Source organism: Streptomyces sp. NPDC001407, from assembly GCF_042895325.1.
Classification (GTDB): Bacteria; Actinomycetota; Actinomycetes; order Streptomycetales; family Streptomycetaceae; genus Streptomyces.
On the sequence record NZ_JBIAWF010000006.1, the window covers coordinates 189908 to 215179 of the forward strand.

Consider the following 25272-nt stretch of genomic DNA (forward strand, 5'->3'; position numbering starts at 1 on the left):
GGCGGGAACCGCGGCCGTACCGCCGCCCGGCTGCCGGGAGAGGTCAGAAGGATCCCCGGCAGGGAAGACCTCGCCCGGCTGCCGGGAGAGGCCGGCAGAATCCCGGGCAGGGAAGGCAGCATCGCCGCCCGGCCGCCCGGAGAAGCCGGCAGAGCCCCCCGCGGGGAAGGCACCGCCACCCGGCTGCCCGGAGAAGCCGGAAGGATCCCCGGCAGGGAAGACCTCGCCCGGCTGCTCGCCCGTCCCACCCCGAGGCATGCCCGGCGTGCCGTGCGGGGTGCCCGGAGCGCTTCCGGGGCCGTGTCCGCCTGCCATGCGCCACAGCTCCGGCAGTGACGCGCCGGGGCTCACCGCCAGAGCCGTCCAGCCCGCCTCGCGCAGTGCGCGCAGCCGCTGCTCGGTGCTGTGCGCGGGCCGCGGGGAGCGGGCGTCCTGCGGCCACGCGGAGCGGTCCAGCACGAAGGCGACCGCCGTGCCGCTGCGGCGGCGCATCTGCCCGGCCAGCGCCGTCTGCCGCTCGTCCAGGTCGCCGAAGAACGCCACGAGCAACCCGCCACCGCCCCGCAGCGCCTCATGGGCGGGAGCGAGACTCTCGCCCTCGGAGTGGTCGACCACGGCCAGGGTGTCGAGCAGCAGACCCACCGCCTCCGCGGAGTCGTGGGAGGAGCCGGAGTGCCCGCCCACGCCGTCCGGCAGCACGCTCCCGGCATCGGTGAGCAGCCGCACCGAGAACCCGCGCTCCATCAGGTGCGCCGCGGCGGAAGCCGCCCCGGACACGGCCCACTCGAAGGGCGAGTCGGGCCCCGCGCCGTCGAAGGCGATGCCCCGGGTGTCCAGCAGCACCGTGCAGTGGGCCCGCTGGGGCTGCTCCTCGCGGCGCACCATCAGCTCGCCGTAGCGCGCGGTGGAGCGCCAGTGCACCCGGCGCAGGTCGTCGCCGTGGCGGTAGCCGCGCGGGATGATGTCGTCCGCGCCGGCCAGGGCGGGCGAGCGGCGGCGGCCGTCGCCGTAGCCCGTGGCCTCGCCGCCCAGGCGCACCGGCGGCAGGGGGACGACGCGCGGCACGACGGTCAGCGTGTCGAAGGCGCTGAAGCCGCGGGTCAGCTCGCACATCCCGAAGGGGTCCGTCAGCCGCAGCTGCAAGGGCCCGAGCGGATAGCGGCCGCGCAGGTCGGACCGGATGCGGTAGGAGACCTCGCGGCGCCCGCCCGGCTCCACCCGGTCCAGCACGAAGCGGGGGCGCGGCCCCAGGACGTACGGCACCCGGTCCTGGAGCATCAGCAGGCCGGTGGGCAGCCGGGAGACGTTGTCGATCCGCAGGTGCACCCGCGCCTCGGAGCCGGCGTGCACCCGGGACGGGGACAGCCTCCGGCTGCCGGTGACCCGGTGGCGGGTGCCGTGCAGCACGATCACGCACACCAGGGGCAGCACCGTGAGCAGCAGCCCGACGCGCAGCAGGTCGGACTGGCCCAGGACATAGGAACAGGCCGCCGCCGCGATGCCCGCGGCGAGGAAGGAGCGGCCGCGGGTGGTCAGCCCGCCGAGGGACACCCACAGCCCGCCCCCGCCGCCGGGCCGCGGGCCCGCTTCCCCCGAGGACATCACAGCCTCCGCGTGCCCGGCTGATGAAGGCCGTGCGGCTGCTGCCCCCATGCCTGCGTGGACAGGTCGGGCACCGGGGTGCGCTGGAGGATCTCGAAGACGACCTGCTCGGCCGTGCGCCGGTTCAGCTGGGCCTGGGCGGTGGGCAGCAGCCGGTGCGCGAGCACCGCCACGGCCAGGGCCTGCACGTCGTCGGGGAGGACGAACTCCCGGCCGGCCATGGCCGCCGCCGCCTTCGCCGCCCGCACCAGGTGCAGCGTCGCTCTCGGGGAGGCGCCCAGTCTGAGATCGGGGTGGTGGCGGGTCGCGGTGACCAGATCCACCGCGTAACGCCGGACGGGATCGGCGACGTGCACCGCACGGACCGCGTCGACCAGCTTGATGATGTCGTGGGCGTGCGCGACGGGCTGGAGGTCGTCGAGCGGGGGCAGCACGCCGTGGGTGTCCAGCATCCGCAGCTCGGCCTCGGGGCTCGGATAGCCCATCGAGACGCGGGCCATGAAGCGGTCGCGCTGCGCCTCGGGCAGCGGATAGGTGCCCTCCATCTCGACCGGGTTCTGCGTGGCCACCACCATGAAGGGGGCGGGCAGTTCATAGGTGTGCCCGTCGACGGTGACCTGTCCCTCCTCCATCGACTCCAGCAGGGCCGACTGGGTCTTGGGGGAGGCGCGGTTGATCTCGTCGCCGATGACGATCTGGGCGAAGATCGCGCCCGGCTTGAACTCGAAGTCCCGCCGCTGCTGGTCGAAGACGCTCACTCCCGTGATGTCGGACGGGAGCAGGTCCGGCGTGAACTGGATGCGCCGGACCGAGCAGTCGATCGACCGGGCGAGGGCCTTGGCGAGCATGGTCTTGCCCACCCCCGGCACATCCTCGATCAGCAGGTGCCCCTCGGCGAGCAGCACGGTCAGCGAGAGCCGTACGACCTCCGGCTTGCCCTCGATCACACCCTCGACCGCCCGGTGCACCCGCTCGGCGGTGGTGGTCAGATCGCTGAGGCTCGCTCGCTCTTCATAGGTCGTCACCCGGCCCTCCTCGGCCCGTCCCGTGGGCCGCGCCCGCTTCACGGACCCGGCCCACCCCGGCATTCGGTCACCGCGCCCGTGGTGCGGAGGCGGCTTCCATGTAGGCATTCTGGCCGTCCGGGCGGCGATCCGTCACCGCCTGTGGATAACTCAGTGCCGTGGGTCGATCTCCCGTAGCAGACCCGTCGTCACGTCGAAGACGAAGCCCCGCACGTCGTCGGTGTGCGGCAGGAACGGCGAGGTCCGCACCCGCTGCATGGACTGGCGGACGTCCTGGTCCAGGTCCTTGAACGCCTCCACCGCCCAGGCGGGGCGCTGGCCGACCTCGGCCTCGATCTCGTGCCGGAAGTCCTCGGTGAGGGTCAGCAGACCGCAGTTGGTGTGGTGGATGAGCACCACCGAGCGGGTGCCCAGCGCGCGCTGGCTGATCGTCAGCGAGCGGATGATGTCGTCGGTGACCACGCCGCCCGCGTTGCGGATGGTGTGGCAGTCGCCGAGCTCCAGGCCGAGCGCGGCGTGCAGGTCGAGCCGGGCGTCCATGCAGGCGACGACCGCGACCTTGAGGACCGGGCGGGCGTCCATCCCGGGGTCGGTGAAGGCGGAGGCGTACTCGGCATTGGCCTGAACGAGACGGTCGGTGACGGTGGCCGGTTCGTGGGCACGGACGCCGGCGGAGTTCCCGGGCGTCGGCTGGGACGCGGATATCGACATGTGAACGACGTTAGTCGGCCGACGGCCCGCAGGCCCGTCCCACTTCGGTAAAAAGGCCGCTCACATGCCCTTCTGTGAGGTAAGCCACAAGGCCGCCGGCCGTGCCGCCATACGGGTGAGAGGGGCCCGGACCATGATCCGCCGACCGCTTCCCGCCGCCCGCGCACCGCCGCCGGGACGCGCTGGCCGGTTGATTGACCAGGGGGACGAGTGGACTAAAGTGGCGCGAAGTGGGAGGCCCGACGCTCCCCTTGGAACCGAATACCCGCAACGGCGCGACGCGAACGTACCTCTCGGCCTCCTCCCGCTCCCCGGTCGTCCGGCGCCACTTCCCCGGTGCCGGATCCGGCCGCTTCCCCTTGGGGCGGGCGGGGACCCGGCGGTACGTACGCCCGTGCCCGCCGAATTCTCAGAAGGGCGCATGAGCAGCAACGCGCGACACGTCCCCGTCATGCTCCAGCGCTGCCTGGACATGCTCGCTCCCGCCCTCACCGAGCCCGGTGCCGTCGTCGTCGACTGCACCCTCGGCGCCGGCGGGCACAGCGAGGCGCTGCTCGCGCGGTTCCCCGAGGCCCGCCTCGTCGCCCTCGACCGCGACCCCACCGCCCTCGCCCTCGCCGGTGAGCGGCTGGCCCCCTACGGCGACCGCGCCACCCTCGTCCGCGCCGTCTACCACGAGCTGCCCGACGTGCTGAAGCGGCTCGGCATCCCCAAGGTCCAGGGCGTCCTCTTCGACCTCGGCGTCTCCTCCATGCAGCTCGACGAGGCCGACCGCGGCTTCGCCTACGCCCAGGACGCGCCGCTGGACATGCGCATGGACCAGACGACGGGCATCAGCGCCGCCGAGGTCCTCAACACCTACGCGCCCGGCGAACTGGTGCGCATCCTGCGCGCGTACGGCGAGGAGAAGCAGGCCAAGCGGATCGTCTCGGCCATCGTCCGCGAGCGCGAGAAGGAGCCGTTCAGCAACAGCGCCCGGCTCGTCGAGCTGATCCGCGACTCCCTGCCGCAGGCCGCCAAGCGCACCGGCGGCAACCCCGCCAAGCGCACCTTCCAGGCCCTGCGCATCGAGGTCAACGCCGAGCTGGCCAGCGTCGAGGAGGCCATCCCGGCCGCCGTCGGGGCCCTCGCGGTCGGCGGGCGGATCGCCGTGCTGTCCTACCAGTCGCTGGAGGACCGCATCGTCAAGCAGGTCTTCGCGGCCGGTGCCGCCACCACCGCGCCCCCCGGGCTGCCCGTGGTGCCCGAGCGGTACCAGCCCCGGCTGAAGCTGCTCACCCGCGGCGCGGAGCTGCCGACCGAGGAGGAGGTCGCCGAGAACCGGCGCGCCGCCCCCGCCCGGCTGCGGGGTGCCGAACGCATCAGGGAGGACGCCCCGTGACGCCCGCCGCCCGCGGCCGGGGCACCCGGCTCGGCCGGCTGCGGGCAGCGGGCCCGGCCGGGGCGAAGCGCACCCCGTTCGTCTTCCTCGTGGTGGTGCTGCTCGGCTCCGGGCTGATCTCGCTGCTGGTGCTCAACTCCGCGCTCAACCAGGGCTCCTTCGAGCTCACCAAGCTCCAGCGCAAGACCACCGAGCTCACCGACGAGCAGCAGGCGCTCCAGCAGGAGGTCGACCGGCTCGCCGCCCCCGACGCCCTGGAGCGCCGCGCCCGGAAGCTCGGCATGATCCCCGGCGGCACCCCCGCCTTCCTCGGCCCGGACGGCACCGTCCGCGGCTCGCCGGCCCCGGCCGGCCAGCAGGACCCCGCGGACCTCACCACCCAGCTGGCCCCCGGGCCCCGCCCCGCGCCCGCGCCCGCCCCCGCGCCGGTCCAGGCCCCCGGCCCGAAGCCTCCCCCCAGCGCCCAGCCCGCCCCGGCCGTGGGCTTGGGCGCGCCGCCGCACGCTCCGAACCTCCCCGGCGCCGGGCCCCTGCCCGCGCCCCCCGCCCCCACGGCAGAGAAGACCGCTCCGACCACCGGCAGGTGACGCTGTGCCGCTTACCCCCGGGGGCCTGCCCCCGCGCTCCCCGCAGCCGGCGCGGGCCGAAGCCACGGCCGGTGCGTCATGAGCGCCCCCAGGAACCCCAGACCGCCCCGGCAGTCCGGTGCCGCCCGCCGGAACGTCCCCGGCCCCGCGCGCCCCGCCGCCCGCCCGCCCCGCCCCCGCGCCGGGACGCAGTCCCTCCGGCTCGGCAGCCCGCGCCCCCGGCTGCGGCTGGTCGGCTTCGGGCTCACCCTCGTCCTGCTCGCCTTCACCGTGCGGCTCCTCCAGGTGCAGGCCGTCGACGCGAGCGCGTACGCGGCCCGCGCCAACGTCAACCGCTACATCCCGGTCACCCTGGCCGCCGAGCGCGGTGCCATCACCGACCGCACCGGCGTGGACCTGGCCACCACCGTCGACGCGTACGACATCACCGCCGCGCCCGACCTGCTGACCCCCGAGCGGATCAAGGCCGACGGCGCCGCCCGGAAGGCCGCCGGACTGCTGGCCCCGGTCCTCGACGAGCGGCCCGCGGTCCTGGAGCAGAAGCTCACCGCCAACCCCCGCTCGAAATACGTCGTCCTCGCCCGCCAGCAGAGCCCCCAGGTCTGGAACCGGATCAAGGAGCTGAAGAAGACCTCCGCGCAGCAGGCGGCGAAGAAGAAGGGCGCCGACGTCCTCGCGGGCATCAACCGCGAACCGCACAGCAAGCGCGTCTACCCCAACGGCACCCTCGCCGCCGGGATACTGGGCTTCGTCAACGCCGGCGGCCGGGGCGGCGGCGGCATCGAGGCGCAGCTGGACAAGGAGCTCGCGGGCCGGGACGGCAAGCTCGTCTACGCCCAGTCCGGCGGCCGCCAGGTGCCCACCGGCGACGTCAAGGAACAGCCCGCCGTGCCCGGCTCCGACATCGAGCTGACCATCGACCGGGACATCCAGTGGGCGGCGCAGAACGCCATCACCCAGCAGGTGCAGGAGTCGCAGGCGGACCGCGGCTACGTCGTCGTCCAGGACACCCGCACCGGCGAGATCCTGGCGATGGCCAACGCCCCCGGCTACGACCCCAACGACCTCGCCCACGCCGACCGCGCCGCCCTCGGCAACGCCGCCCTGCAGGACGCCTACGAACCGGGCAGCGTCAGCAAGGTGATGACCATGGCGGCCGTCCTGGAGGAGGGCAAGGCCGCCCCGGACACCCGCGTGGAGGTGCCGAACCGGCTGCTGCGCGCCGACCGGTCCTTCGCCGACGACATCGACCACGCCACCTGGCACCTCACGCTCAACGGCGTGCTCGCCAAGTCCAGCAACATCGGCACGATCCTCGCCGCCGAACGGCTCGGCTCCACCCAGGCGCAGGCCAACGAGGTGCTCGACTCCTACCTGCGGAAGTTCGGCATCGGCTCGCCCACCGGCCTCGGCTTCCCCGGGGAGACCCCGGGCATCCTGGCGAAGGCGGGCAAATGGAGTGAATCGCAGCAGTACACGATCCCCTTCGGCCAGGGCCTGTCCCTGAACGCCGTCCAGGCCGCCTCCGTCTACTCCACGATCGCGGGCGGCGGGCAGCGCGTGCAGCCCACCCTCGTGCGCGGCACCAAGGGCCCCGACGGCCGCTTCACCCCCGCCCCGGCGCCGGACCGGACCCGCGTCGTCAGCGAGAAGACCGCCCGGGAGCTGACCACCATGCTGGAGTCCGTCGTCGACGACCGGGAGGGCACCGGGACGAAGGCGAAGATCCCCGGCTACCGCGTCGCGGGCAAGACCGGCACCTCCAACCGGGTGGATCCGCGGACCGGCCGCTACCACGGCTACACCGCCTCCTTCGCCGGCTTCGCCCCCGCCGACCAGCCCCGGATCACCGTCTACTGCGCCATCCAGAACCCCACCAAGGGCAGTTACTTCGGCGGCCAGATCTGCGGTCCCGTCTACAAGCAGGTGATGGAGTTCGCGCTCAAGACCCTCCAGGTACCGCCGTCCGGCACCGAGCCCCCGCGGCTGCCGGTGAGCTACGACGGCCAGTGACCCGGAGCCTGGCGTGACGACGATCACTACGGATCACGGGAACCGCGGCGCGGTGCGCCCCTCGCTTCGCGACGGGGCGGGTGCGCCCGGTACGCTCACCGCCGTGCCCCACGCTGATCAGTCCCACACCAGCCCCAAGGACGCCCCCGCCGTGCAGCCCGTACAGCCGGGAGCGCCCCGCCCCACCCAGGTCCGCCCCGTGCCCCTCACGGAGCTGGCCGGTCAGCTGGGCATCCCCGCTCCCGAGGCGCCCGGCGCGGCCGTCACCGGCATCACGCACGACTCGCGGGCCGTGCGCCGGGGCGACGTCTACGCCGCCCTGCCCGGCGCCCGCTTCCACGGCGCGGACTTCGCCGCCCAGGCCGCCGGCCTCGGCGCGGCGGCCGTGCTGACCGACCCGGCGGGCGCCGAGCGCGCGGCCGCCACCGGCCTGCCCGTGCTCACGGTCGACGACCCGCGCGGCCGGATGGGTGAGCTCGCGGCGACGATCTACGGCCAGCCGGGCCACGACCTGCTCCAGATCGGCATCACCGGCACCTCGGGCAAGACCACCACCGCGTACCTCATCGAAGGCGGCCTCAAGGCCCTCGGCGGCCTCACCGGCCTCATCGGCACGGTCGAGTCCCGCATCGGCGACGAGCGCATCAAGTCCGAGCGCACCACGCCCGAGGCCACCGACCTCCAGGCGCTCTTCGCGGTGATGCGCGAGCGCGGCGTCCGCTCGGTCGCCATGGAGGTCTCCAGCCACGCCCTGGTGCTCGGCCGGGTCGACGGCTGCGTCTTCGACGTCGCGGTCTTCAACAACCTCAGCCCGGAGCACATGGAGTTCCACTCCGGCATGGAGGACTACTTCCAGGCCAAGGCGGAGCTCTTCACCAAGGCCCGCAGCCGCACCGGCGTCGTCAACCTCGACGACGAGTACGGCCGCCGCCTCGCCGAGGGCGCCTCCGAGGTCCCCGTGGTCACCTTCTCCGCCGAGGGCCACCCCGACGCCGACTGGCGCGCGGCGGACGTCGAGATCGGCCCCTTCGACTCGGTCTTCACCGTCCTCGGCCCGAACGGCGAGTCCGTACGGGCCCGCTCCCCGCTGGCCGGCCCCTTCAACGTCGCCAACGCCCTCGCCGCCGTCACCGCCCTCGTCGTCGCCGGGGTCGACCCGCAGGCCGCCGCCGACGGCGTCGCCGCCGTACCCGGCGTCCCGGGCCGGCTGGAGCGCGTGGACGCGGGCCAGCCCTATCTGGCCGTCGTCGACTACGCGCATAAGACGGACGCCGTCGAATCGGTTCTCCGCGCCCTGCGCAAGGCCGGCACCGGCCGGATCCACGCCGTGCTCGGCTGCGGCGGCGACCGCGACACCACCAAGCGCGCCCCCATGGGCGCCGCGCTGGCCCGGCTCGCCGACACCGCCGTGCTGACCTCCGACAACCCCCGCTCCGAGGATCCCCTCGCGATCCTCGCCACCATGCTCGCGGGCGCCGCCGAGGTGCCCGCCCACGAGCGCGGCACGGTCCTCCTCGCGGAGGAGCGCGCCGACGCCATCGCCGCCGCGGTCGCCCGCGCCGAAGCCGGCGACACCGTCGTCGTCCTGGGCAAGGGTCACGAACAGGGCCAGGACATCGCCGGAGTCGTCCGGCCCTTCGACGACCGCCTGGTGCTGCGCGAGGCCATCGAGCGCCGCCACGCGGCCCCCACGCACCGGAACGACCAGGGATGACAGACCGCCATGCGCGCACAACCCTCCCCCCGGCAGCACTCCCGAACGGACGGAGGTAATTCCCAGTGATCGCTCTGTCCCTCGCCGAGATCGCCGCCATTGTCGGCGGGCAGCAGCACGACATACCGGACCCGGGCCGCACGGCCGACGGCCCGGTCGTGATCGACTCCCGTGAGGTACGCCCCGGCAGCCTCTTCGCCGCCCTGCCCGGCGACAACGTCGACGGCCACGACTTCGCCGAGCGCGCGGTCGCCGCGGGCGCGGTGGCCGTGCTGGCCGCCCGGCCCGTCGGCGTCCCCGCCATCGTCGTCGACGACGTGGTGGCCGCCCTCGGCACGCTCGCGCGCGCCGTCGTGGAGCGGCTCGACGCCACCGTCGTCGCCCTCACCGGCTCCGCGGGCAAGACCAGCACCAAGGACCTCATCGCGCAGCTCCTGGAGCGCCTCGGCCCCACCGTCGGCCCGCCCGGCAACTTCAACAACGAGATCGGCCTGCCCCTCACCGCGCTGCGCGCGGACGAGGACACCCGCCACCTCGTCCTGGAGATGGGCGCCCGCGGCATCGGCCACATCCGCTACCTCGCCGAGCTCACCCCGCCGCGCATCGGCCTCGTGCTGAACGTCGGCACCGCCCACATCGGCGAGTTCGGCGGCCGGGAGCAGATCGCCCAGGCCAAGGGCGAGCTGGTCGAGGTGCTGCCGCCGGCCGCGGAGGGCGGCGTCGCCGTGCTCAACGCCGACGACCCGCTGGTCCGCGCGATGAGCGCCCGCACCAAGGCCCGCGTCCTCCTCTTCGGCGAGGCGGCCGACGCCGACGTGCGCGCCGAGGACGTCCGCCTCACCGCGACCGGACAGCCCGCCTTCACGCTTCACACACCCACCGGGTGCGGGGACGTGACCATGCGGCTGTACGGTGAGCACCACGTGTCGAACGCGCTCGCCGCCGCCGCCGTCGCCCATGAGCTGGGCATGCCCGCGCACCGGATCGCCACCGCGCTTTCCGAGGCCGGCCAGCTCTCCCGCTGGCGGATGGAGGTCACCGAGCGTGCGGACGGCGTGACGATCGTCAACGACGCCTACAACGCGAACCCCGAATCCATGCGAGCCGCGCTGCGCGCGCTGGCCGCCATGGGACAGGCCGCCACGGCGAGGGGGGGCCGCACGTGGGCCGTGCTCGGTCAGATGGCCGAGCTCGGTGACGACGCGCTCGCCGAGCACGACGCGGTCGGACGGCTCGCCGTCCGGCTCAACGTCAGCAAGCTCGTGGCAGTCGGGGGCAGGGAAGCGGCCTGGCTGCAGATGGGCGCCTATAACGAGGGTTCGTGGGGTGAGGAGTCGGTGCACGTGTCCGACGCGCAGGCGGCGGTCGACCTGTTGCGCAGCGAGCTGCGACCGGGTGACGTCGTGCTGTTGAAGGCGTCCAGGTCGGCGGGGCTGGAGCGGGTCGCGGCGGCGCTGCTCGCCGGCGAGGGCGAGGGTGCCCGCTGATGAACCAGATCCTCTTCGCGGGTGTCATCGGTCTCTTCCTGACCCTGGTCGGCACCCCGCTGCTGATCAAGTTCCTGGCCCGCAAGGGCTACGGCCAGTTCATCCGTGACGACGGCCCCCGCGGGCACGCCGGGAAGAAGGGCACGCCCACCATGGGTGGCATCGCCTTCATCCTGGCCACGCTCATCGCATACGCCGTCACCAAGGTCATCACCAGCAAGGAGCCGACGACGTCGGGCCTGCTGGTGCTCTTCCTGACGGCGGGCATGGGCCTCGTCGGCTTCCTCGACGACTACATCAAGATCGTCAAGCAGCGGAGCCTGGGCCTGCGCGCCAAGGCGAAGATGGCCGGCCAGCTGATCGTCGGCATCGCCTTCGCCGTGCTGGCGCTCCAGTTCGCGGACACCCGCGGCCAGACCCCGGCCTCCACCCGGCTCTCCTTCACCCAGGACTTCGGCTGGTCCATCGGCCCGGTCATCTTCGTGGTGTGGGCGCTGTTCATGATCCTCGCGATGTCGAACGGCGTGAACCTCACCGACGGCCTCGACGGCCTCGCCACCGGCGCCTCCGTGATGGTCTTCGGCGCGTACGTCTTCATCGGCACCTGGCAGCACGGCCAGTGGTGCGGCAACTCGGTGACCGCCGACGCGGCCTGTTACGAAGTGCGCGACCCGCTCGACCTGGCCGTCGTCGCCTCGGCCCTGATGGGCTCCTGCTTCGGCTTCCTGTGGTGGAACACCTCGCCCGCCAAGATCTTCATGGGTGACACCGGCTCGCTGGCCCTCGGCGGCGCGCTCGCGGGCCTCGCGATCTGCTCCCGCACCGAGCTGCTGCTGGCCCTCCTGGGCGGCCTGTTCGTCCTCATCACCATGTCCGTCGTGATCCAGGTCGGCTCCTTCCGCATGACCGGGAAGCGCGTCTTCCGCATGGCCCCGCTCCAGCACCACTTCGAACTCAAGGGGTGGAGCGAAGTCCTTGTGGTCGTCAGGTTCTGGATCATCCAGGGCCTGTGCGTCGCCGTCGGACTCGGAATCTTCTACGCCGGATGGTTGGCCATCAAGTGACCCCCGCCCAGAACAGCACGGACTGGACCGGCAAGCACATCACCGTCGCCGGCCTCGGCGTGAGCGGCGTCAGCGCCGCCCGCGCCCTGGCCGGTCTCGGCGCCCGGGTGACCGTCGTCGACGGCGGCGACAGCGAGGCGCTGCGCAAGAGCGCCGCCGAGCTTGAGGCGCGGGGCATCACCGTCCGCCTCGCGGACGCCACCACCCTGCCCGAGGGCACCGAACTGGTCGTCACCTCGCCCGGCTGGAAGCCCGGCAGCCCGCTCTTCGCGGCCGCGGCCGAGGCGGGCGTCGACGTGGTCGGCGACGTTGAGATCGCCTGGCGGCTGCGCGGCGAGGACGCCGCGCCGTGGCTCGCGGTCACCGGCACCAACGGCAAGACCACGACCGTCCAGATGCTCGCCTCCATCCTGGAGGCCGCCGGCCTGCGCACCGCCGCGGTGGGCAACATCGGCACCCCGATCATCGACGTGGTGCTCTCCGACGAGCCCTACGACGTCCTCGCCGTCGAGCTCTCCAGCTACCAGCTGCACTGGGCCCCCTCGGTGCGCGCCCACTCCGCGGCCGTCCTCAACCTCGCGCCCGACCACCTCGACTGGCACGGCTCCATGCAGGCGTACGCAGCCGACAAGGGCCGCGTCTACGAGGGCAACCGGATCGCCTGCGTCTACAACGTGGCCGACCCCCGCACCGAGCAGCTGGTGATGGAGGCGGACGTCGAGGAGGGCTGCCGCGCCATCGGCTTCACCCTCGGCCCGCCCGGCCTGTCCATGCTCGGCGTCGTCGACGGCATCCTCGTCGACCGGGCCTTCGTCGCGGACCGGCAGAAGAACGCCCAGGAGCTCGCCGAGGTCTCCGACATCAAGCCGGCGGCCCCGCACAACATCGCCAACGCCCTCGCGGCCGCCGCCCTGGCCCGTGCCTTCGGGGTGCAGCCCGCGGCCGTACGGGACGGGCTGCGCGCCTTCCGCCCGGACGCCCATCGCATCGCCCACGTCGCCGACGTCGACGGCGTCGCCTACGTGGACGACTCCAAGGCCACCAACACCCACGCCGCCCAGGCGTCCCTGGCGGCCTACGACTCGATCGTGTGGATCGCGGGCGGCCTCGCCAAGGGCGCCACCTTCGACGACCTCGTCGCGGGGTCCGCCGAGCGGCTGCGCGGCGTCGTCCTCATCGGCGCCGACCGGGCCCTGATCGCGCAAGCGCTGGCGCGACACGCCCCGGATGTCCCGGTGGTCGACCTCGACCGGACCGACACTGGGGCGATGGCCGCGGCGGTCCAGGAGGCCGCGCGGCTCGCCGGCCCGGGGGACACCGTACTCATGGCCCCGGCCTGCGCCTCGATGGATATGTTCGTCAACTACAACAAGCGCGGCGAGGCATTCGCCGAGGCGGTCCGGGCCCTGGCCGGCCCGGAGCCGGACCGCGGCACGGAGCAGTAGCCGCACGGTCCCCACGGCCCGGCACCGGCCCGGTCCGGGCCCCGGCGGCGTGACCGGGCGGCGCCGGAGACCAGCGAAGGGGACACCCGGATGCACGCGGACGACATCGCGAGGCCGCCCGGCGCCTGGACGGCCCTGCGCGGCTCCCTCGCGCGCTCCCGCACCGCGGGGACGGCCCGCCCGCGCCCCGCGGCGGGCCGTGGACGCACGGGCGGCCCCCGCGGCCCCCGGCCGCCCCGCGGCACCCTGCTGGGCGGCCTGCGGACCCTCCACGGCCGCGCGAAGCGGGCCTGGGACCGCCCCCTGACGGCGTATTACCTCGTCCTCGGCGGCTCCCTGCTGATCATCGTGCTCGGCCTGGTGATGGTCTACTCCGCCTCCCAGATCAAGGCGCTGCAGAACGGCCTGCCCCCCAGCTTCTTCTTCCGCAAGCAGCTGCTGGCCGCCGCCATCGGCGCCGTCCTGCTGCTCGCGGCCGCCCGGATGCCCGTACGGCTGCTGCGGGCCTTCGCCTACCCCGCGCTGGCCGGCTCGCTCTTCCTGCTCTGCCTGGTCCAGGTGCCCGGCATCGGCGAGACCATCAACGGCAACACCAACTGGATCGCGCTGGGGGGTCCCTTCCAGATACAGCCCAGTGAGTTCGCCAAGCTGGCGCTGGTCCTGTGGGGCGCCGACCTGCTCGCCCGCAAGCAGGCCAAGAAGCTGCTCACCCAGTGGAAGCACCTGCTGGTGCCGCTGGTGCCCGTCACCTTCGTGCTGCTCGGGCTCATCATGCTGGGCGGTGACATGGGGACCACCGTCGTCCTCACCGCGGTGCTGCTCGGGCTGCTGTGGATCGCGGGCGCCCCCACCCGGCTCTTCTCCGGGGTGTTTGTCGTCACCGCCCTGCTCGCGGTGCTGTTCATCAAGACCAGCGCCAACCGGATGTCCCGCCTCGCCTGCATCGGCGCCACCGACCCCGGCACCAATGACCAGTGCTGGCAGGCCGTGCACGGAATCTACGCGCTGGCCAACGGCGGCTGGTTCGGTGCGGGCCTCGGTGCGAGTGTGGAGAAATGGGGCGAACTACCGGAACCCCACACCGACTTCATCTTCGCCATCACCGGCGAGGAGCTCGGTCTGGCGGGGACGCTGTCCGTACTCGCCCTCTTCGCGGCTCTAGGCTATGCGGGTATCCGCGTGGCCGGACGCACGGAGGACCCCTTCGTGAGGTACGCCGCGGGAGGTGTGACCACCTGGATCATGGCTCAGGCCGTGGTCAACATCGGTGCGGTGCTCGGCCTGCTGCCGATCGCCGGTGTCCCCCTGCCGCTGTTCTCCTACGGAGGGTCCGCCCTGCTGCCGACCATGTTCGCCATCGGACTGCTGATCGCCTTCGCGCGCGACGAACCCGGTGCGCGGGCGGCACTGGCCATGCGGCAGCCTGGGGTGAGATGGAAGACGATGAGACGGCGCGTCAAGAAGCGACCGTCCGGAGAGCGGTGAATTTCGGTGCATGTCGTACTCGCCGGCGGGGGGACCGCCGGCCACATCGAGCCCGCGCTCGCCCTCGCGGACGCCCTGCGCAGGCAGGACCCGACCGTGGGGATCACGGCGCTCGGCACGGAGCGGGGCCTGGAGACCCGGCTCGTGCCCGAGCGGGGCTATGAGCTGGGCCTGATCCCCGCCGTACCCCTGCCGCGCAAGCCCACACCCGAGCTGATCACCGTCCCCGGGCGGCTGCGCGGCACGATCAAGGCCGCCGAGCAGATCCTGGAGCGCACCAAGGCGGACTGCGTGGTCGGCTTCGGCGGCTACGTGGCGCTGCCCGGCTATCTGGCCGCCAAGCGGCTCGGCGTGCCGATCATCGTGCACGAGGCCAACGCGCGCCCCGGCCTGGCCAACAAGATCGGCTCGCGCTACGCGGCCGGCGTCGCGGTGTCCACGCCGGACAGCAAGCTGCGCAACGCCCGCTATGTGGGCATCCCGCTGCGCCGCACCATCGCCACCCTCGACCGCGGCGCGGCCCGGCCGGAGGCGCGGGCCTACTTCGGGCTCGACCCCAACCTGCCCACGCTGCTGGTCTCCGGCGGTTCGCAGGGCGCCCGCAGGCTGAACGAGGTCGTGCAGGCCGTCGCCCCGGCGCTCCAGCGCTCCGGCATCCAGATCCTGCACGCGGTCGGCCCGAAGAACGACGTGCCGCGCGCGGACAACATGCCCGGTATGCCGCCCTACGTCCCGGTACCGTACGTGGACCGGATGGATCTCGCGTACGCCGCGGCCGACATGATGCTCTGCCGCGCGGGTGCGATGACCGTCGCCGAGCTGTCCGCCGTCGGGCTCCCGGCCGCCTACGTCCCGCTGCCCATCGGCAACGGCGAACAGCGGCTCAACGCCCAGCCGGTGGTCAAGGCGGGCGGCGGCCTGCTGGTCGACGACGCCGAGCTGAGCCCCGAATGGGTGCAGAGCCAGGTGCTCCCGGTGCTCGCCGACCCGCACCGGCTGTACGCGATGTCCCGCGCCGCCTCCGAGTTCGGGCGGCGCGATGCCGACGAGCTGCTCGTCGGCATGGTCTACGAGGCGATTGCCGCACGCAGGGCGGGCTGAGGCCCGCGGGAGCAGGAGGCTAGGGGAGCGTGGCCGGACCGACGACCGCTCAGCGCGGTGGCTCGAAGAGCAAGAACGCGAAGAGCGGGAGACCGGTGCGGTCCGGCCCCTCCCGACCGGCCCCCGGGCGTCCGCCGCGCCGCCGCAGGATCCTCTTCTGGGTGATCGCCGCCACGCTCGTGGTGGCGGCCGCGGCCTGGGCGCTCTACGGCTCCAGCTGGCTGCGCGCGTCCCGGGTGGACGTCAGCGGCGCGCGCGTGCTGACCCCTGACGAGGTACGCGCGGCCGCCGAGGTCCCCCTCGGCGAGCCGCTGATCTCCGTGGACACCGACGCCATCGCCGACCGGTTGCGCGAGGCGCTGCCGAGGATCGACACCGTCTCCGTCGAACGGTCCTGGCCGCGCACGATCGGCCTGAAAGTGGTCGAGCGGCAACCCAGGGCGATCGTCGAAAAGGGCGGAAAGTTCATCGAAATCGACGGCACGGGCGTGCGGTTCGCCACAGTCGATCACGCTCCCCAGGGCGTCCCGCGGCTGTCCCTGGAGGCCGCGGACTCCCCGAGCCTGCGGCGGTTCGGCACCGGCCGCCTGGAGCGGGAGGGCGTGCGCGTGGCCGAGTCGCTGCCCGCCGCCGTGCGCGCGGACACCCGCGTCATCCACGTACGCTCGTACGACTCCATCACCCTCGATCTGACGGGCGGTCGGACGGTGGTCTGGGGGAGCGGCGAGCGGGGCGACGCGAAAGCCCGTACGCTCACGGCATTGCTGAAGGCGGCGCGGGGTGCCGACCACTTCGATGTGAGCGCGCCCAGCGCTCCGGCGGCGTCCGGGAGTTGACGGGCCGAAGGGTCGGCCAGCACCCTGACTGGCTACGGCTATGGGTGATCACATAGGGTGAAAAGAAAAACGGGAGGTTCGGCGTGTTCGTTGAACACGCGCCACTTGTCGACTTAGTGTCCTGTTCGGAGAACCCCAGCGAACAGCGGCACCGGTAACCCTAAACTTCACGTTGAGGGTTCGGGTCGGCATTGAGAACCGTCCCCCAGGCATACGTAACTCGAGGCGAGAGGCCTTCGACGTGGCAGCACCGCAGAACTACCTCGCAGTCATCAAGGTCGTCGGCATCGGCGGCGGTGGCGTGAACGCCATCAACCGGATGATCGAGGTCGGTCTCAAGGGCGTCGAGTTCATCGCGATCAATACCGATGCGCAGGCCCTGCTGATGAGCGACGCCGACGTCAAGCTCGACGTCGGCCGGGAGCTCACCCGCGGCCTCGGCGCCGGCGCCAACCCCGATGTCGGCCGCAAGGCGGCCGAGGACCACCGCGAGGAGATCGAGGAGGTCCTCAAGGGGGCCGACATGGTCTTCGTGACCGCGGGCGAGGGCGGCGGCACCGGCACCGGTGGCGCCCCCGTCGTCGCCAACATCGCCCGCTCGCTGGGCGCCCTGACGATCGGTGTGGTCACCCGGCCGTTCACCTTCGAGGGCCGCCGCCGCGCGAACCAGGCGGAGGACGGCATCGCGGGTCTGCGCGACGAGGTCGACACCCTCATCGTGATCCCCAATGACCGGCTCCTGTCCATCTCGGACCGTCAGGTGAGCGTGCTCGACGCGTTCAAGTCCGCGGACCAGGTGCTGCTGTCGGGTGTCCAGGGCATCACCGACCTCATCACCACCCCCGGCCTGATCAACCTCGACTTCGCCGACGTCAAGTCCGTGATGTCCGAGGCGGGCTCGGCGCTCATGGGCATCGGCTCGGCCCGCGGCGACGACCGCGCCGTGGCCGCCGCGGAGATGGCGATCTCCTCGCCGCTCCTGGAGGCGTCCATCGACGGCGCCCGCGGTGTGCTGCTCTCCATCTCCGGCGGTTCCGACCTCGGTCTCTTCGAGATCAACGAGGCGGCGCAGCTGGTCAGCGAGGCCGCCCACCCCGAGGCCAACATCATCTTCGGCGCGGTCATCGACGACGCCCTCGGTGACGAGGTCCGGGTCACGGTCATCGCCGCCGGCTTCGACGGCGGCCAGCCGCCGGCCAAGGGCAGCCGCGACAAGGTGCTCGGCTCCTCCTACGGCAACGGCCGCGAGGAGAGCGGCGCGTCGGCCGCGGCCCCCCGTCAGAGCGCCCCGGCCGAGCCGGTCCGCTCCTCCTTCGGCGGTCTCGGCAACGTGACCCCGCGCACCGAGGAGCCCCCGGCCGCCGACCCGTCGCCGGTCGGCGAGGTCCCCCCGCCGCCGGTGTCCTCCCCGCAGGTCCCGCCGGCGCGGCCCTACCAGGACTCGACCGCCGAGGAACTCGATGTCCCGGACTTCCTCAAGTAGGACCCGCGAGTGAGCGGCCCAAAGTGATAGGGCATCAACACGCAGTGACATCCGAACAGCACGCGAGCGGCGCGCACTTCGCCTTCACCGACAGGTGGGGCGGGGTGAGCGCCGCTCCGTATGACGAGCTCAATCTGGGCGGCGCGGTCGGCGACGACCCCGCCGCCGTCCGGACCAACCGGGAGCGGGCGGCCAAGTCGCTCGGCCTGGACCCGGCGGCGGTCGTCTGGATGAACCAGGTGCACGGCCGGGACGTGGCCGTGGTCGACGGGCCGTGGGACACCAGCGGCACCGCTGAGATTCCCGCCGTCGACGCGGTGGTGACGGCCCGTCGGGGCCTCGCCCTCGCGGTGCTGACCGCGGACTGCACGCCGGTGCTGCTGGCCGACCCGGTCGCCGGGGTCGCGGGCGCGGCCCACGCCGGCCGCCCGGGGCTGGTCGCCGGGGTCGTCCCCGCCACCGTCGAGGCGATGATCGAGCTGGGCGCCGACCCCGCCCGGATCATCGCCCACACCGGCCCCTCGGTCTGCGGCTTCTGCTACGAGGTGCCCGAGGCGATGCGCGCCGAGGTCACCGCGGCCGTGCCGGAGGCCTGGGCCACCACCCGCAAGGGCACCCCGGCGGTGGATGTCGCCGCAGGGGTTTGTGCCCAGTTGCACCGAGTCGGCGTGAATGTCAGCGGACAATCTCACATTTGCACGCTGGAGTCGGCAGACCACTTCTCGTACCGGCGCGAGCACACCACGGGGCGGCTCGCGAGCTATGTCTGGTTGGACGCAGAGCTGTGACGGACCGCAAGACGGAACTGGCCGCGAACCTGGCGCGCGTGGAGGAACGTATCTCCGCAGCGTGCGCCGCGGCCGGGCGCAAGCGCGAAGACGTGACCCTCATCGTGGTCACCAAGACCTACCCCGCGAGCGACGTTCGCCTCCTCGCCGAGCTGGGGGTCCGTCATGTCGCCGAGAACCGCGACCAGGACGCCGCCCCCAAGGCCGCCGAGTGCGCGGATCTGCCACTGACCTGGCACTTCGTCGGGCAATTGCAGACGAACAAGGTCCGTTCGGTGGTGAGTTATGCCGATGTGGTGCACTCTGTCGACCGAATCAGACTGGTCACCGCCCTCTCCGCCGCCGCCCTCCGGGCGGGCCGCGAGCTCGACTGCCTGATCCAGGTGGCTCTTGACGCCGAGTCGGGAGAGCGCGGCGACCGCGGCGGTGTCGCGCCGGACGGGGTCACCGAACTCGCCCACGCGATCGCGGCGGCCGAAGGGCTGCGCCCCGCCGGACTGATGACGGTCGCTCCGCTCGCCGGCCCTTACGCGGGACGGCCCCGGGCGGCATTCGACCGGCTGATGGAAATCTCAACGGGCCTGCGCGCGGCCCATCCTGCTGCGAACATGGTGTCAGCAGGGATGAGCGCGGACCTGGATGACGCCGTGGCAGCCGGGGCGACACATGTACGTGTCGGATCGGCGGTACTCGGAGTCCGACCCGGGCTCGGGTAACGTCGCCAAGAAGTCGGACCACAGCAGAAAATATGGTCAATCCCACCAAAAGGCGGGCAGACCAAGTGGATCCAAGGCGCCGTTGACGGAGCCGATCCACCACAGAGCGGAGGACGCAGAGAATGGCCGGCGCGATGCGCAAGATGGCGGTCTACCTCGGCCTCGTGGAGGACGATGGGTACGACGGCCCGGGGTTCGACCCCGATGACGAGTTCGAGCCCGAGCCGGAGCCCGACCGACGCAGGCAGCAGCATCAGTCCCAACAGACGCAACCGGACGAACCGGTTCGAGTCGCCCAGCCGCCGGCACAGCGCGAACCCGCTCCGCTCGTAGCGGAAACGGGACGACCCGCCCGAATCGCCCCCGTGGCATCCATCACACCCGAACGCCACTCTCTGGAGAAGAACGCACCGGTGATCATGCCCAAGGTTGTGTCCGAGCGGGAGCCCTACCGCATCACGACATTGCACCCCCGGACCTACAACGAGGCCCGTACCATCGGGGAACACTTCCGCGAGGGCACCCCCGTGATCATGAATCTCACGGAGATGGACGACACGGACGCGAAGCGACTTGTCGACTTCGCCGCCGGTCTGGTCTTCGGACTCCACGGCAGCATCGAGCGGGTGACGCAGAAGGTGTTCCTGCTGTCTCCTGCTAACGTCGATGTCACGGCGGAGGACAAGGCCCGCATCGCAGAGGGTGGGTTCTTCAATCAGAGCTGAGGCGCAAAACCGGTCATTGCCGGATGAATGACGGCCCGACAGGCCGGGTACGAAGGGGAGAGGGAAGCGCGAGATGAGCATCGCACTACAGGTGATCTACATCGCGCTGTACTGCTTCCTGTTCGTACTCATCTTCCGGCTGGTGATGGATTACGTCTTCCAGTTCGCACGCTCATGGCAACCCGGTAAGGCGATGGTGGTCGTCCTTGAGGCCACCTACACTGTCACCGATCCGCCACTCAAGCTTCTGCGGCGGGTCATCCCGCCGCTGCGTCTCGGGGGCGTAGCGCTCGACCTGTCCTTCTTCGTACTGATGATCATCGTCTACATCCTGATCACCGTCGTGAGCCGGCTGTGAACGCGGCTGTGAACGATACGGTCTTGCCGATTGCCGACGACTACGTTGAGGTGAAGAAGAGATGCCGTTGACCCCCGAGGATGTGCGGAACAAGCAGTTCACGACCGTCCGTCTCCGAGAAGGCTATGACGAGGACGAGGTCGATGCCTTTCTGGACGAGGTCGAGGCCGAACTGACCCGACTGCTCCGGGAGAACGAGGACCTGCGCGCCAAGCTGGCTGCCGCCACACGCGCCGCCGCGCAGAACCAGCAGCAAGGAATGCGCAAGCCGGAGCAGCAGGACCAACGCCCCGGCGCGCCGGTGCCCGCTGCCATATCCGGACCGCAGCCGGTGCCGCAGCAACAGCAGATGGGCGGCCCGCCGCAGCTGCCGGGCGGTGCCCCGCAGCTTCCGGCAGGCCCCGGCGGTCACGGCCATGGTCCCCAGGGCCCGCACGGTCCCGGCCCGATGGGACAGAACGGTCCGATGGGTGGCCCGATGGGCGGCCCCATGGGACAGAACGGCCCGATGGGTCAGAACGGCATGGGCCAGAACGGCCCCATGGGGCAGAACCCCATGGGTCAGAACGGTCCGATGGGCGGCCCCGGCCCCCAGCTGCCCCAGCCGGGTCAGGGACCGGGCGGTGACAGCGCCGCGCGTGTGCTGTCGCTCGCTCAGCAGACCGCCGACCAGGCGATCGCGGAGGCCCGTTCCGAGGCCAACAAGATCGTCGGCGAGGCGCGCAGCCGGGCCGAGGGTCTGGAGCGGGACGCCCGCGCCAAGGCCGACGCCCTGGAGCGGGACGCGCAGGAGAAGCACCGTGTCGCGATGGGCTCCCTGGAGTCCGCCCGCGCCACGCTGGAGCGCAAGGTCGAGGACCTGCGCGGCTTCGAGCGCGAGTACCGCACGCGTCTGAAGTCCTACCTGGAGAGCCAGCTGCGTCAGCTGGAGAACCAGGCGGACGACTCGCTGGCCCCCCCGCGCAACCCCAACACCCCGTCGCTGCCCGCGGCCCCCTCGATGAGCGGGTCCATGGCCTCGGCAGGTGCGGGCATGGGTGGCCACAGCATGGGCGGCAACCCGTCCATGGGCGGTAACACCTCCATGGGTGGCAACACCTCGATGGGTGCCCCGTCGTACGGCGGTCAGCAGCAGATGTCCCCGGCGATGACCCAGCCGATGGCACCGGTCCGGCCGCAGGGCCAGCAGCCGATGCAGCAGGCGCCGTCGCCGATGCGCGGCTTCCTGATCGACGAGGACGACAACTAAGCCGCGGCGCAGCCGTCGGCAATCAGCGGGCCGGGCCCGGGACATCAGTCCCGGGCCCGGCCCGTTTTCTCGTATATCCCGGCCAAGGCCTGATAAACGACGAAATGAACAGTGAAATAAACAGCGAAAAGCCGGTCGTCCGGGAGCGTGCGGCTCCCGGACGACCGGCTCTTGTGGGGTCGTTACGCCTTGCGGAGGCGGAACGTCAGACCGAGGCCCTCGTCCTCGAACGGCTCGCCGTAGGAGGCGTCCGCCTCGCCCTGCTCATTCACGAAATCCGTGGCGAGCACCTCGTCCGCGATGAGGCCGGCGTGCTCGGTCAGCGCCGTGGTGGTCTCGTCGTCCGTGGACCGCCAGCGCAGGGCGATCCGGTCGGCGACGTCGAGGCCGCTGTTCTTGCGGGCCTCCTGGATCAGCCGGATCGCGTCACGGGCCAGGCCCGCGCGGCGCAGCTCCTGCGTGATCTCCAAGTCGAGCGCCACCGTCGCGCCCGAGTCGGAGGCCACCGACCAGCCCTCGCGGGGGGTTTCGGTGATGATGACCTCGTCGGGGGAGAGGGCGACCGTCTCGCCGTCCACGGTCACGGACGCGGTGCCCGCGCGCAGCGCCAGCGACAGCGCCGCGGCATCCGCCTCGGCGACGGCCTTGGCCACGGCCTGGACGCCCTTGCCGAACCGGCGGCCGAGCGCCCGGAAGTTGGCCTTCGCGGTGGTGTCGACCAGCGAGCCCCCGACCTCCGAGAGGGAGGCGAGCGAGGAGACGTTCAGCTCCTCGGTGATCTGGGCGCGCAGCTCCGGGCCCAGGTCCTCGAAGCCGGCGGCCGCGACAAGCGCGCGGGACAGCGGCTGCCGGGTCTTGACGCCGGACTCCGCGCGGGTGGCGCGGCCCAGCTCGACCAGCCGGCGCACGAGCAGCATCTGCCGTGAGAGCTCGGGGTCGATCAGGGCGGTGTCGGCCTTGGGCCAGGTCGCCAGGTGCACCGACTCGGGCGCCTCCGGGTCCACCGGCACCACGAGGTCCTGCCAGACGCGCTCGGTGATGAACGGCACCAGGGGCGCCATCAGCCGGGTCACCGTCTCGACGACCTCGTGCAGCGTGCGCAGCGCGGCCGCGTCACCCTGCCAGAACCGGCGGCGGCAGCGCCGCACGTACCAGTTCGACAGGTCGTCCACGAAGGAGGACAGCAGCTTGCCCGCGCGCTGGGTGTCGTACGCCTCCAGCGCCTGGGTGACCTGGTCGGTCAGCGTGTTGAGCTCGCCGAGCAGCCAGCGGTCGATCAGCGGGCGGTCGGCCGGGGCCGGGTCGGACGCGGAGGGCGCCCAGCCGGACGTACGGGCGTAGAGCGCCTGGAAGGCGACGGTGTTCCAGTAGGTGAGGAGCGTCTTGCGGACGACCTCCTGGATCGTGCCGTGCCCGACGCGGCGCGCGGCCCACGGGGAGCCGCCGGCGGCCATGAACCAGCGGACGGCGTCGGCGCCGTGCTGGTCCATCAGCGGGATCGGCTGGAGGATGTTGCCCAGGTGCTTGGACATCTTCCGGCCGTCCTCGGCCAGGATGTGCCCGAGGCAGACCACGTTCTCGTACGCCGACTTGTCGAAGACGAGGGTGCCCACGGCCATCAGGGTGTAGAACCAGCCGCGGGTCTGGTCGATGGCCTCCGAGATGAACTGCGCGGGGTAGCGCTTCTCGAAGAGCTCCTTGTTCTTGTACGGGTAGCCCCACTGCGCGAAGGGCATGGAACCCGAGTCGTACCACGCGTCGATGACCTCGGGCACGCGGACGGCGGTGTGCGGGCAGCCGTCGGCGGAGCAGGTGAAGGTGACGTCGTCGATGTACGGGCGGTGGGGGTCCAGGCCGCTCTGGTCGCTGCCGGTGAGCTCACTGAGCTCGGCCAGGGAGCCGACGCAGGTGAGGTGGTCGTCCTCGCAGCGCCAGATCGGCAGCGGGGTGCCCCAGTAGCGGTTGCGGGAGAGCGCCCAGTCGATGTTGTTGTTCAGCCAGTCGCCGAAGCGGCCGTGCTTGACGGACTCCGGGAACCAGTTGGTCTTCTCGTTCTCCGCGAGCAGGCGGTCCTTGACGGCCGTGGTGCGGATGTACCACGACGGCTGCGCGTAGTAGAGGAGCGCGGTGTGGCAGCGCCAGCAGTGCGGGTAGCTGTGCTCGTACGCCACGTGCTTGAAGAGCAGGCCGCGCGCGGACAGGTCCTCGACCAGCGCCTCGTCGGCCTTTTTGAAGAACTGCCCGCCGACGAGGGCGAGACCCTCCTCGAAGGTGCCGTCGGGGCGGACCGGGTTGACGACCGGCAGGCCGTAACCGCGGCAGGTGCGGAGGTCGTCCTCACCGAAGGCGGGGGCCTGGTGGACCAGACCGGTGCCGTCCTCGGTCGTCACGTACTCCGCGTTGACGACGAAGTTGGCGCCCTCCAGCTCGACCAGGTCGAACGGGCGGCGGTAGGCCCAGCGCTCCATCTCGCGGCCGGTGAAGGACTCGCCGGTCGCGGTCCAGCCCTCGCCGAGCGCCTTCTCCAGCAGCGGCTCGGCGACGACCAGCTTCTCGGCGCCGTCCGTCGCGACGACGTAGCGGACGTCGGGGTGCGCGGCCACCGCGGTGTTGGAGACCAGGGTCCAGGGGGTGGTCGTCCAGACGAGGAGCGCCGCCTCGCCCGCGAGCGGGCCGGAGGTCAGCGGGAGGCGGACGTAGACGGACGGGTCGACGACCGTCTCGTAGCCCTGCGCGAGCTCGTGGTCCGACAGGCCGGTGCCGCAGCGCGGGCACCAGGGGGCGACGCGGTGGTCCTGGACCAGCAGGCCCTTGTTGAAGATCTCCTTCAGCGACCACCACACGGACTGGACGTATTCCGGGTCCATCGTGCGGTACGCGTCGTCGAGGTCGACCCAATAGCCCATGCGGGTGGTGAGCTCGGCGAAGGCGTCCGTGTGCCGGGTCACCGACTCGCGGCACTTGGCGTTGAACGCCGCGATGCCGTACTTCTCGATGTCCTGCTTGCCGTTGAAGCCCAGCTCCTTCTCGACCGCGAGCTCGACCGGCAGGCCGTGGCAGTCCCAGCCGGCCTTGCGGCCGACGTGGTAGCCCTGCATCGTGCGGAAGCGGGGGAAGACGTCCTTGAAGACGCGGGCCTCGATGTGGTGGGCACCGGGCATGCCGTTGGCGGTCGGGGGGCCCTCGTAGAACACCCACTCGGGGCGGCCCTCGGACTCTTCGAGGCTACGGGCGAAAACCTTGCTCTCGCGCCAGAAATCGAGCACGGCGTGCTCGAGCGCGGGCAGGTCCACCTGAGCGGGTACCTGGCGGTACTGCGGCTGCGGACTCATCGGGTGCTTCCTCCGGCGGGACGTCTTTGCGCTGTCCGTCGGAGGGACGAGAGCCGTTGCACGGTGCTCCCGCGGTACCACCCTCCTTGGCCGCAGGCGTGCTGCCTGTGGCCCCCTCATTGGGCCGCGATGCCGGTTCTACTGACCTGCCGGGCAACACCCGGGGCGTT

Annotated in this window: 19 protein-coding genes and 1 pseudogene; 16 read left to right on the forward strand and 4 right to left on the reverse strand. The window is 72.2% G+C overall.

Annotation, left to right across the window (positions count from 1 at the left end):
- Positions 1–246 precede the first annotated feature (246 nt).
- The 3 genes and pseudogenes from ACFY1P_RS11850 to ACFY1P_RS11860 form a co-directional block, all read right to left on the reverse strand.
- Positions 247–1602, reverse strand: a pseudogene (locus ACFY1P_RS11850) (DUF58 domain-containing protein); the annotation flags it as partial.
- Entirely contained in the window at positions 1602–2627 is a 1026-nt protein-coding gene (locus ACFY1P_RS11855; protein ID WP_390750542.1) for an AAA family ATPase, read from the reverse strand. The gene ACFY1P_RS11855 and the pseudogene ACFY1P_RS11850, both read right to left, overlap by 1 nt.
- Before the next feature lie 150 nt (positions 2628–2777).
- Complete coding sequence (locus tag ACFY1P_RS11860; protein WP_361527084.1) at positions 2778–3338, reverse strand: carbonic anhydrase; 561 nt, start codon at positions 3336–3338, stop codon at positions 2778–2780.
- A gap of 421 nt (positions 3339–3759) precedes the next feature.
- On the opposite strand from ACFY1P_RS11860, the gene rsmH reads away from it, so the two are divergent.
- The 16 genes from rsmH (at position 3760) to ACFY1P_RS11940 (ending at position 21770) form a co-directional block, all read left to right on the forward strand.
- The gene (rsmH, locus tag ACFY1P_RS11865) at positions 3760–4719 is read left to right on the forward strand and encodes a 16S rRNA (cytosine(1402)-N(4))-methyltransferase RsmH (RefSeq protein ID WP_361527082.1); all 960 of its coding nucleotides are present in this window, start codon (positions 3760–3762) and stop codon (positions 4717–4719) included.
- Complete coding sequence (locus ACFY1P_RS11870; protein WP_390750543.1) at positions 4716–5306, forward strand: septum formation initiator family protein; 591 nt, start codon at positions 4716–4718, stop codon at positions 5304–5306. Before rsmH ends, ACFY1P_RS11870 begins: the two co-directional genes overlap by 4 nt.
- 78 nt (positions 5307–5384) lie before the next feature.
- A complete protein-coding gene (locus ACFY1P_RS11875) occupies positions 5385–7319 on the forward strand; it encodes a peptidoglycan D,D-transpeptidase FtsI family protein (RefSeq protein ID WP_390750544.1) in 1935 nt (644 codons plus the stop codon).
- A 13-nt stretch (positions 7320–7332) separates the two neighbouring features.
- The gene (locus tag ACFY1P_RS11880) at positions 7333–9033 is read left to right on the forward strand and encodes a UDP-N-acetylmuramoyl-L-alanyl-D-glutamate--2,6-diaminopimelate ligase (RefSeq protein ID WP_361527078.1); all 1701 of its coding nucleotides are present in this window, start codon (positions 7333–7335) and stop codon (positions 9031–9033) included.
- Positions 9034–9098: 65 nt separating this feature from the next.
- Positions 9099–10520 carry a UDP-N-acetylmuramoyl-tripeptide--D-alanyl-D-alanine ligase gene (murF, locus tag ACFY1P_RS11885; protein WP_390750545.1) on the forward strand — a complete coding sequence of 474 codons (1422 nt, stop codon included), beginning with the start codon at positions 9099–9101 and terminating at the stop codon, positions 10518–10520.
- Positions 10520–11584: a phospho-N-acetylmuramoyl-pentapeptide-transferase gene (mraY, locus tag ACFY1P_RS11890; RefSeq protein ID WP_361527074.1), complete on the forward strand. Its 1065-nt coding sequence runs from the start codon at positions 10520–10522 to the stop codon at positions 11582–11584. Before murF ends, mraY begins: the two co-directional genes overlap by 1 nt.
- A complete protein-coding gene (gene murD / locus ACFY1P_RS11895; RefSeq protein WP_361527072.1) occupies positions 11581–13029 on the forward strand; it encodes a UDP-N-acetylmuramoyl-L-alanine--D-glutamate ligase in 1449 nt (482 codons plus the stop codon). The genes mraY and murD overlap by 4 nt, the downstream gene beginning before the upstream one ends.
- Before the next feature lie 90 nt (positions 13030–13119).
- Complete coding sequence (gene ftsW / locus ACFY1P_RS11900) at positions 13120–14514, forward strand: putative lipid II flippase FtsW (RefSeq protein ID WP_390750546.1); 1395 nt, start codon at positions 13120–13122, stop codon at positions 14512–14514.
- 6 nt (positions 14515–14520) lie between these two features.
- Positions 14521–15615, forward strand: coding sequence for an undecaprenyldiphospho-muramoylpentapeptide beta-N-acetylglucosaminyltransferase (gene murG / locus ACFY1P_RS11905; protein WP_361533909.1), 1095 nt, complete (start codon positions 14521–14523; stop codon positions 15613–15615).
- A gap of 29 nt (positions 15616–15644) precedes the next feature.
- Complete coding sequence (locus tag ACFY1P_RS11910; RefSeq protein WP_361533912.1) at positions 15645–16451, forward strand: FtsQ-type POTRA domain-containing protein; 807 nt, start codon at positions 15645–15647, stop codon at positions 16449–16451.
- A gap of 241 nt (positions 16452–16692) precedes the next feature.
- The gene (gene ftsZ, locus ACFY1P_RS11915) at positions 16693–17934 is read left to right on the forward strand and encodes a cell division protein FtsZ (protein ID WP_361533915.1); all 1242 of its coding nucleotides are present in this window, start codon (positions 16693–16695) and stop codon (positions 17932–17934) included.
- Positions 17935–17957: 23 nt separating this feature from the next.
- Entirely contained in the window at positions 17958–18722 is a 765-nt protein-coding gene (gene pgeF / locus ACFY1P_RS11920) for a peptidoglycan editing factor PgeF (RefSeq protein ID WP_390750547.1), read from the forward strand.
- The gene (locus ACFY1P_RS11925) at positions 18719–19438 is read left to right on the forward strand and encodes a YggS family pyridoxal phosphate-dependent enzyme (protein WP_361533921.1); all 720 of its coding nucleotides are present in this window, start codon (positions 18719–18721) and stop codon (positions 19436–19438) included. Before pgeF ends, ACFY1P_RS11925 begins: the two co-directional genes overlap by 4 nt.
- 122 nt (positions 19439–19560) lie before the next feature.
- Complete coding sequence (locus ACFY1P_RS11930; RefSeq protein ID WP_087928499.1) at positions 19561–20163, forward strand: cell division protein SepF; 603 nt, start codon at positions 19561–19563, stop codon at positions 20161–20163.
- A gap of 73 nt (positions 20164–20236) precedes the next feature.
- Complete coding sequence (locus tag ACFY1P_RS11935; RefSeq protein WP_361533925.1) at positions 20237–20521, forward strand: YggT family protein; 285 nt, start codon at positions 20237–20239, stop codon at positions 20519–20521.
- Between the two features lie 61 nt (positions 20522–20582).
- Positions 20583–21770 carry a DivIVA domain-containing protein gene (locus tag ACFY1P_RS11940; RefSeq protein WP_361533928.1) on the forward strand — a complete coding sequence of 396 codons (1188 nt, stop codon included), beginning with the start codon at positions 20583–20585 and terminating at the stop codon, positions 21768–21770.
- Between the two features lie 182 nt (positions 21771–21952).
- Here the strand turns inward: ACFY1P_RS11940 and ileS are convergent, their stop codons facing one another.
- Positions 21953–25102 (reverse strand): isoleucine--tRNA ligase, encoded by a 3150-nt coding sequence (gene ileS, locus ACFY1P_RS11945; RefSeq protein WP_361530685.1) that lies wholly within the window; start codon positions 25100–25102, stop codon positions 21953–21955.
- Between the last annotated feature and the right edge of the window lie 170 nt (positions 25103–25272).

What these genes read in the sequence shown, in the direction of transcription:
- ACFY1P_RS11930 (WP_087928499.1), top strand. Translation starts at nt 19,561, where the DNA reads ATGGCCGGCGCGATGCGCAAGATGGCGGTCTACCTCGGCCTCGTGGAG.
- ACFY1P_RS11940 (WP_361533928.1), top strand. Translation starts at nt 20,583, where the DNA reads ATGCCGTTGACCCCCGAGGATGTGCGGAACAAGCAGTTCACGACCGTC.
- rsmH (WP_361527082.1), top strand. Translation starts at nt 3,760, where the DNA reads ATGAGCAGCAACGCGCGACACGTCCCCGTCATGCTCCAGCGCTGCCTG.
- ileS (WP_361530685.1), bottom strand. Translation starts at nt 25,102, where the DNA reads ATGAGTCCGCAGCCGCAGTACCGCCAGGTACCCGCTCAGGTGGACCTG.
- mraY (WP_361527074.1), top strand. Translation starts at nt 10,520, where the DNA reads ATGAACCAGATCCTCTTCGCGGGTGTCATCGGTCTCTTCCTGACCCTG.
- ACFY1P_RS11935 (WP_361533925.1), top strand. Translation starts at nt 20,237, where the DNA reads ATGAGCATCGCACTACAGGTGATCTACATCGCGCTGTACTGCTTCCTG.
- ftsW (WP_390750546.1), top strand. Translation starts at nt 13,120, where the DNA reads ATGCACGCGGACGACATCGCGAGGCCGCCCGGCGCCTGGACGGCCCTG.
- ACFY1P_RS11875 (WP_390750544.1), top strand. Translation starts at nt 5,385, where the DNA reads ATGAGCGCCCCCAGGAACCCCAGACCGCCCCGGCAGTCCGGTGCCGCC.
- ACFY1P_RS11860 (WP_361527084.1), bottom strand. Translation starts at nt 3,338, where the DNA reads ATGTCGATATCCGCGTCCCAGCCGACGCCCGGGAACTCCGCCGGCGTC.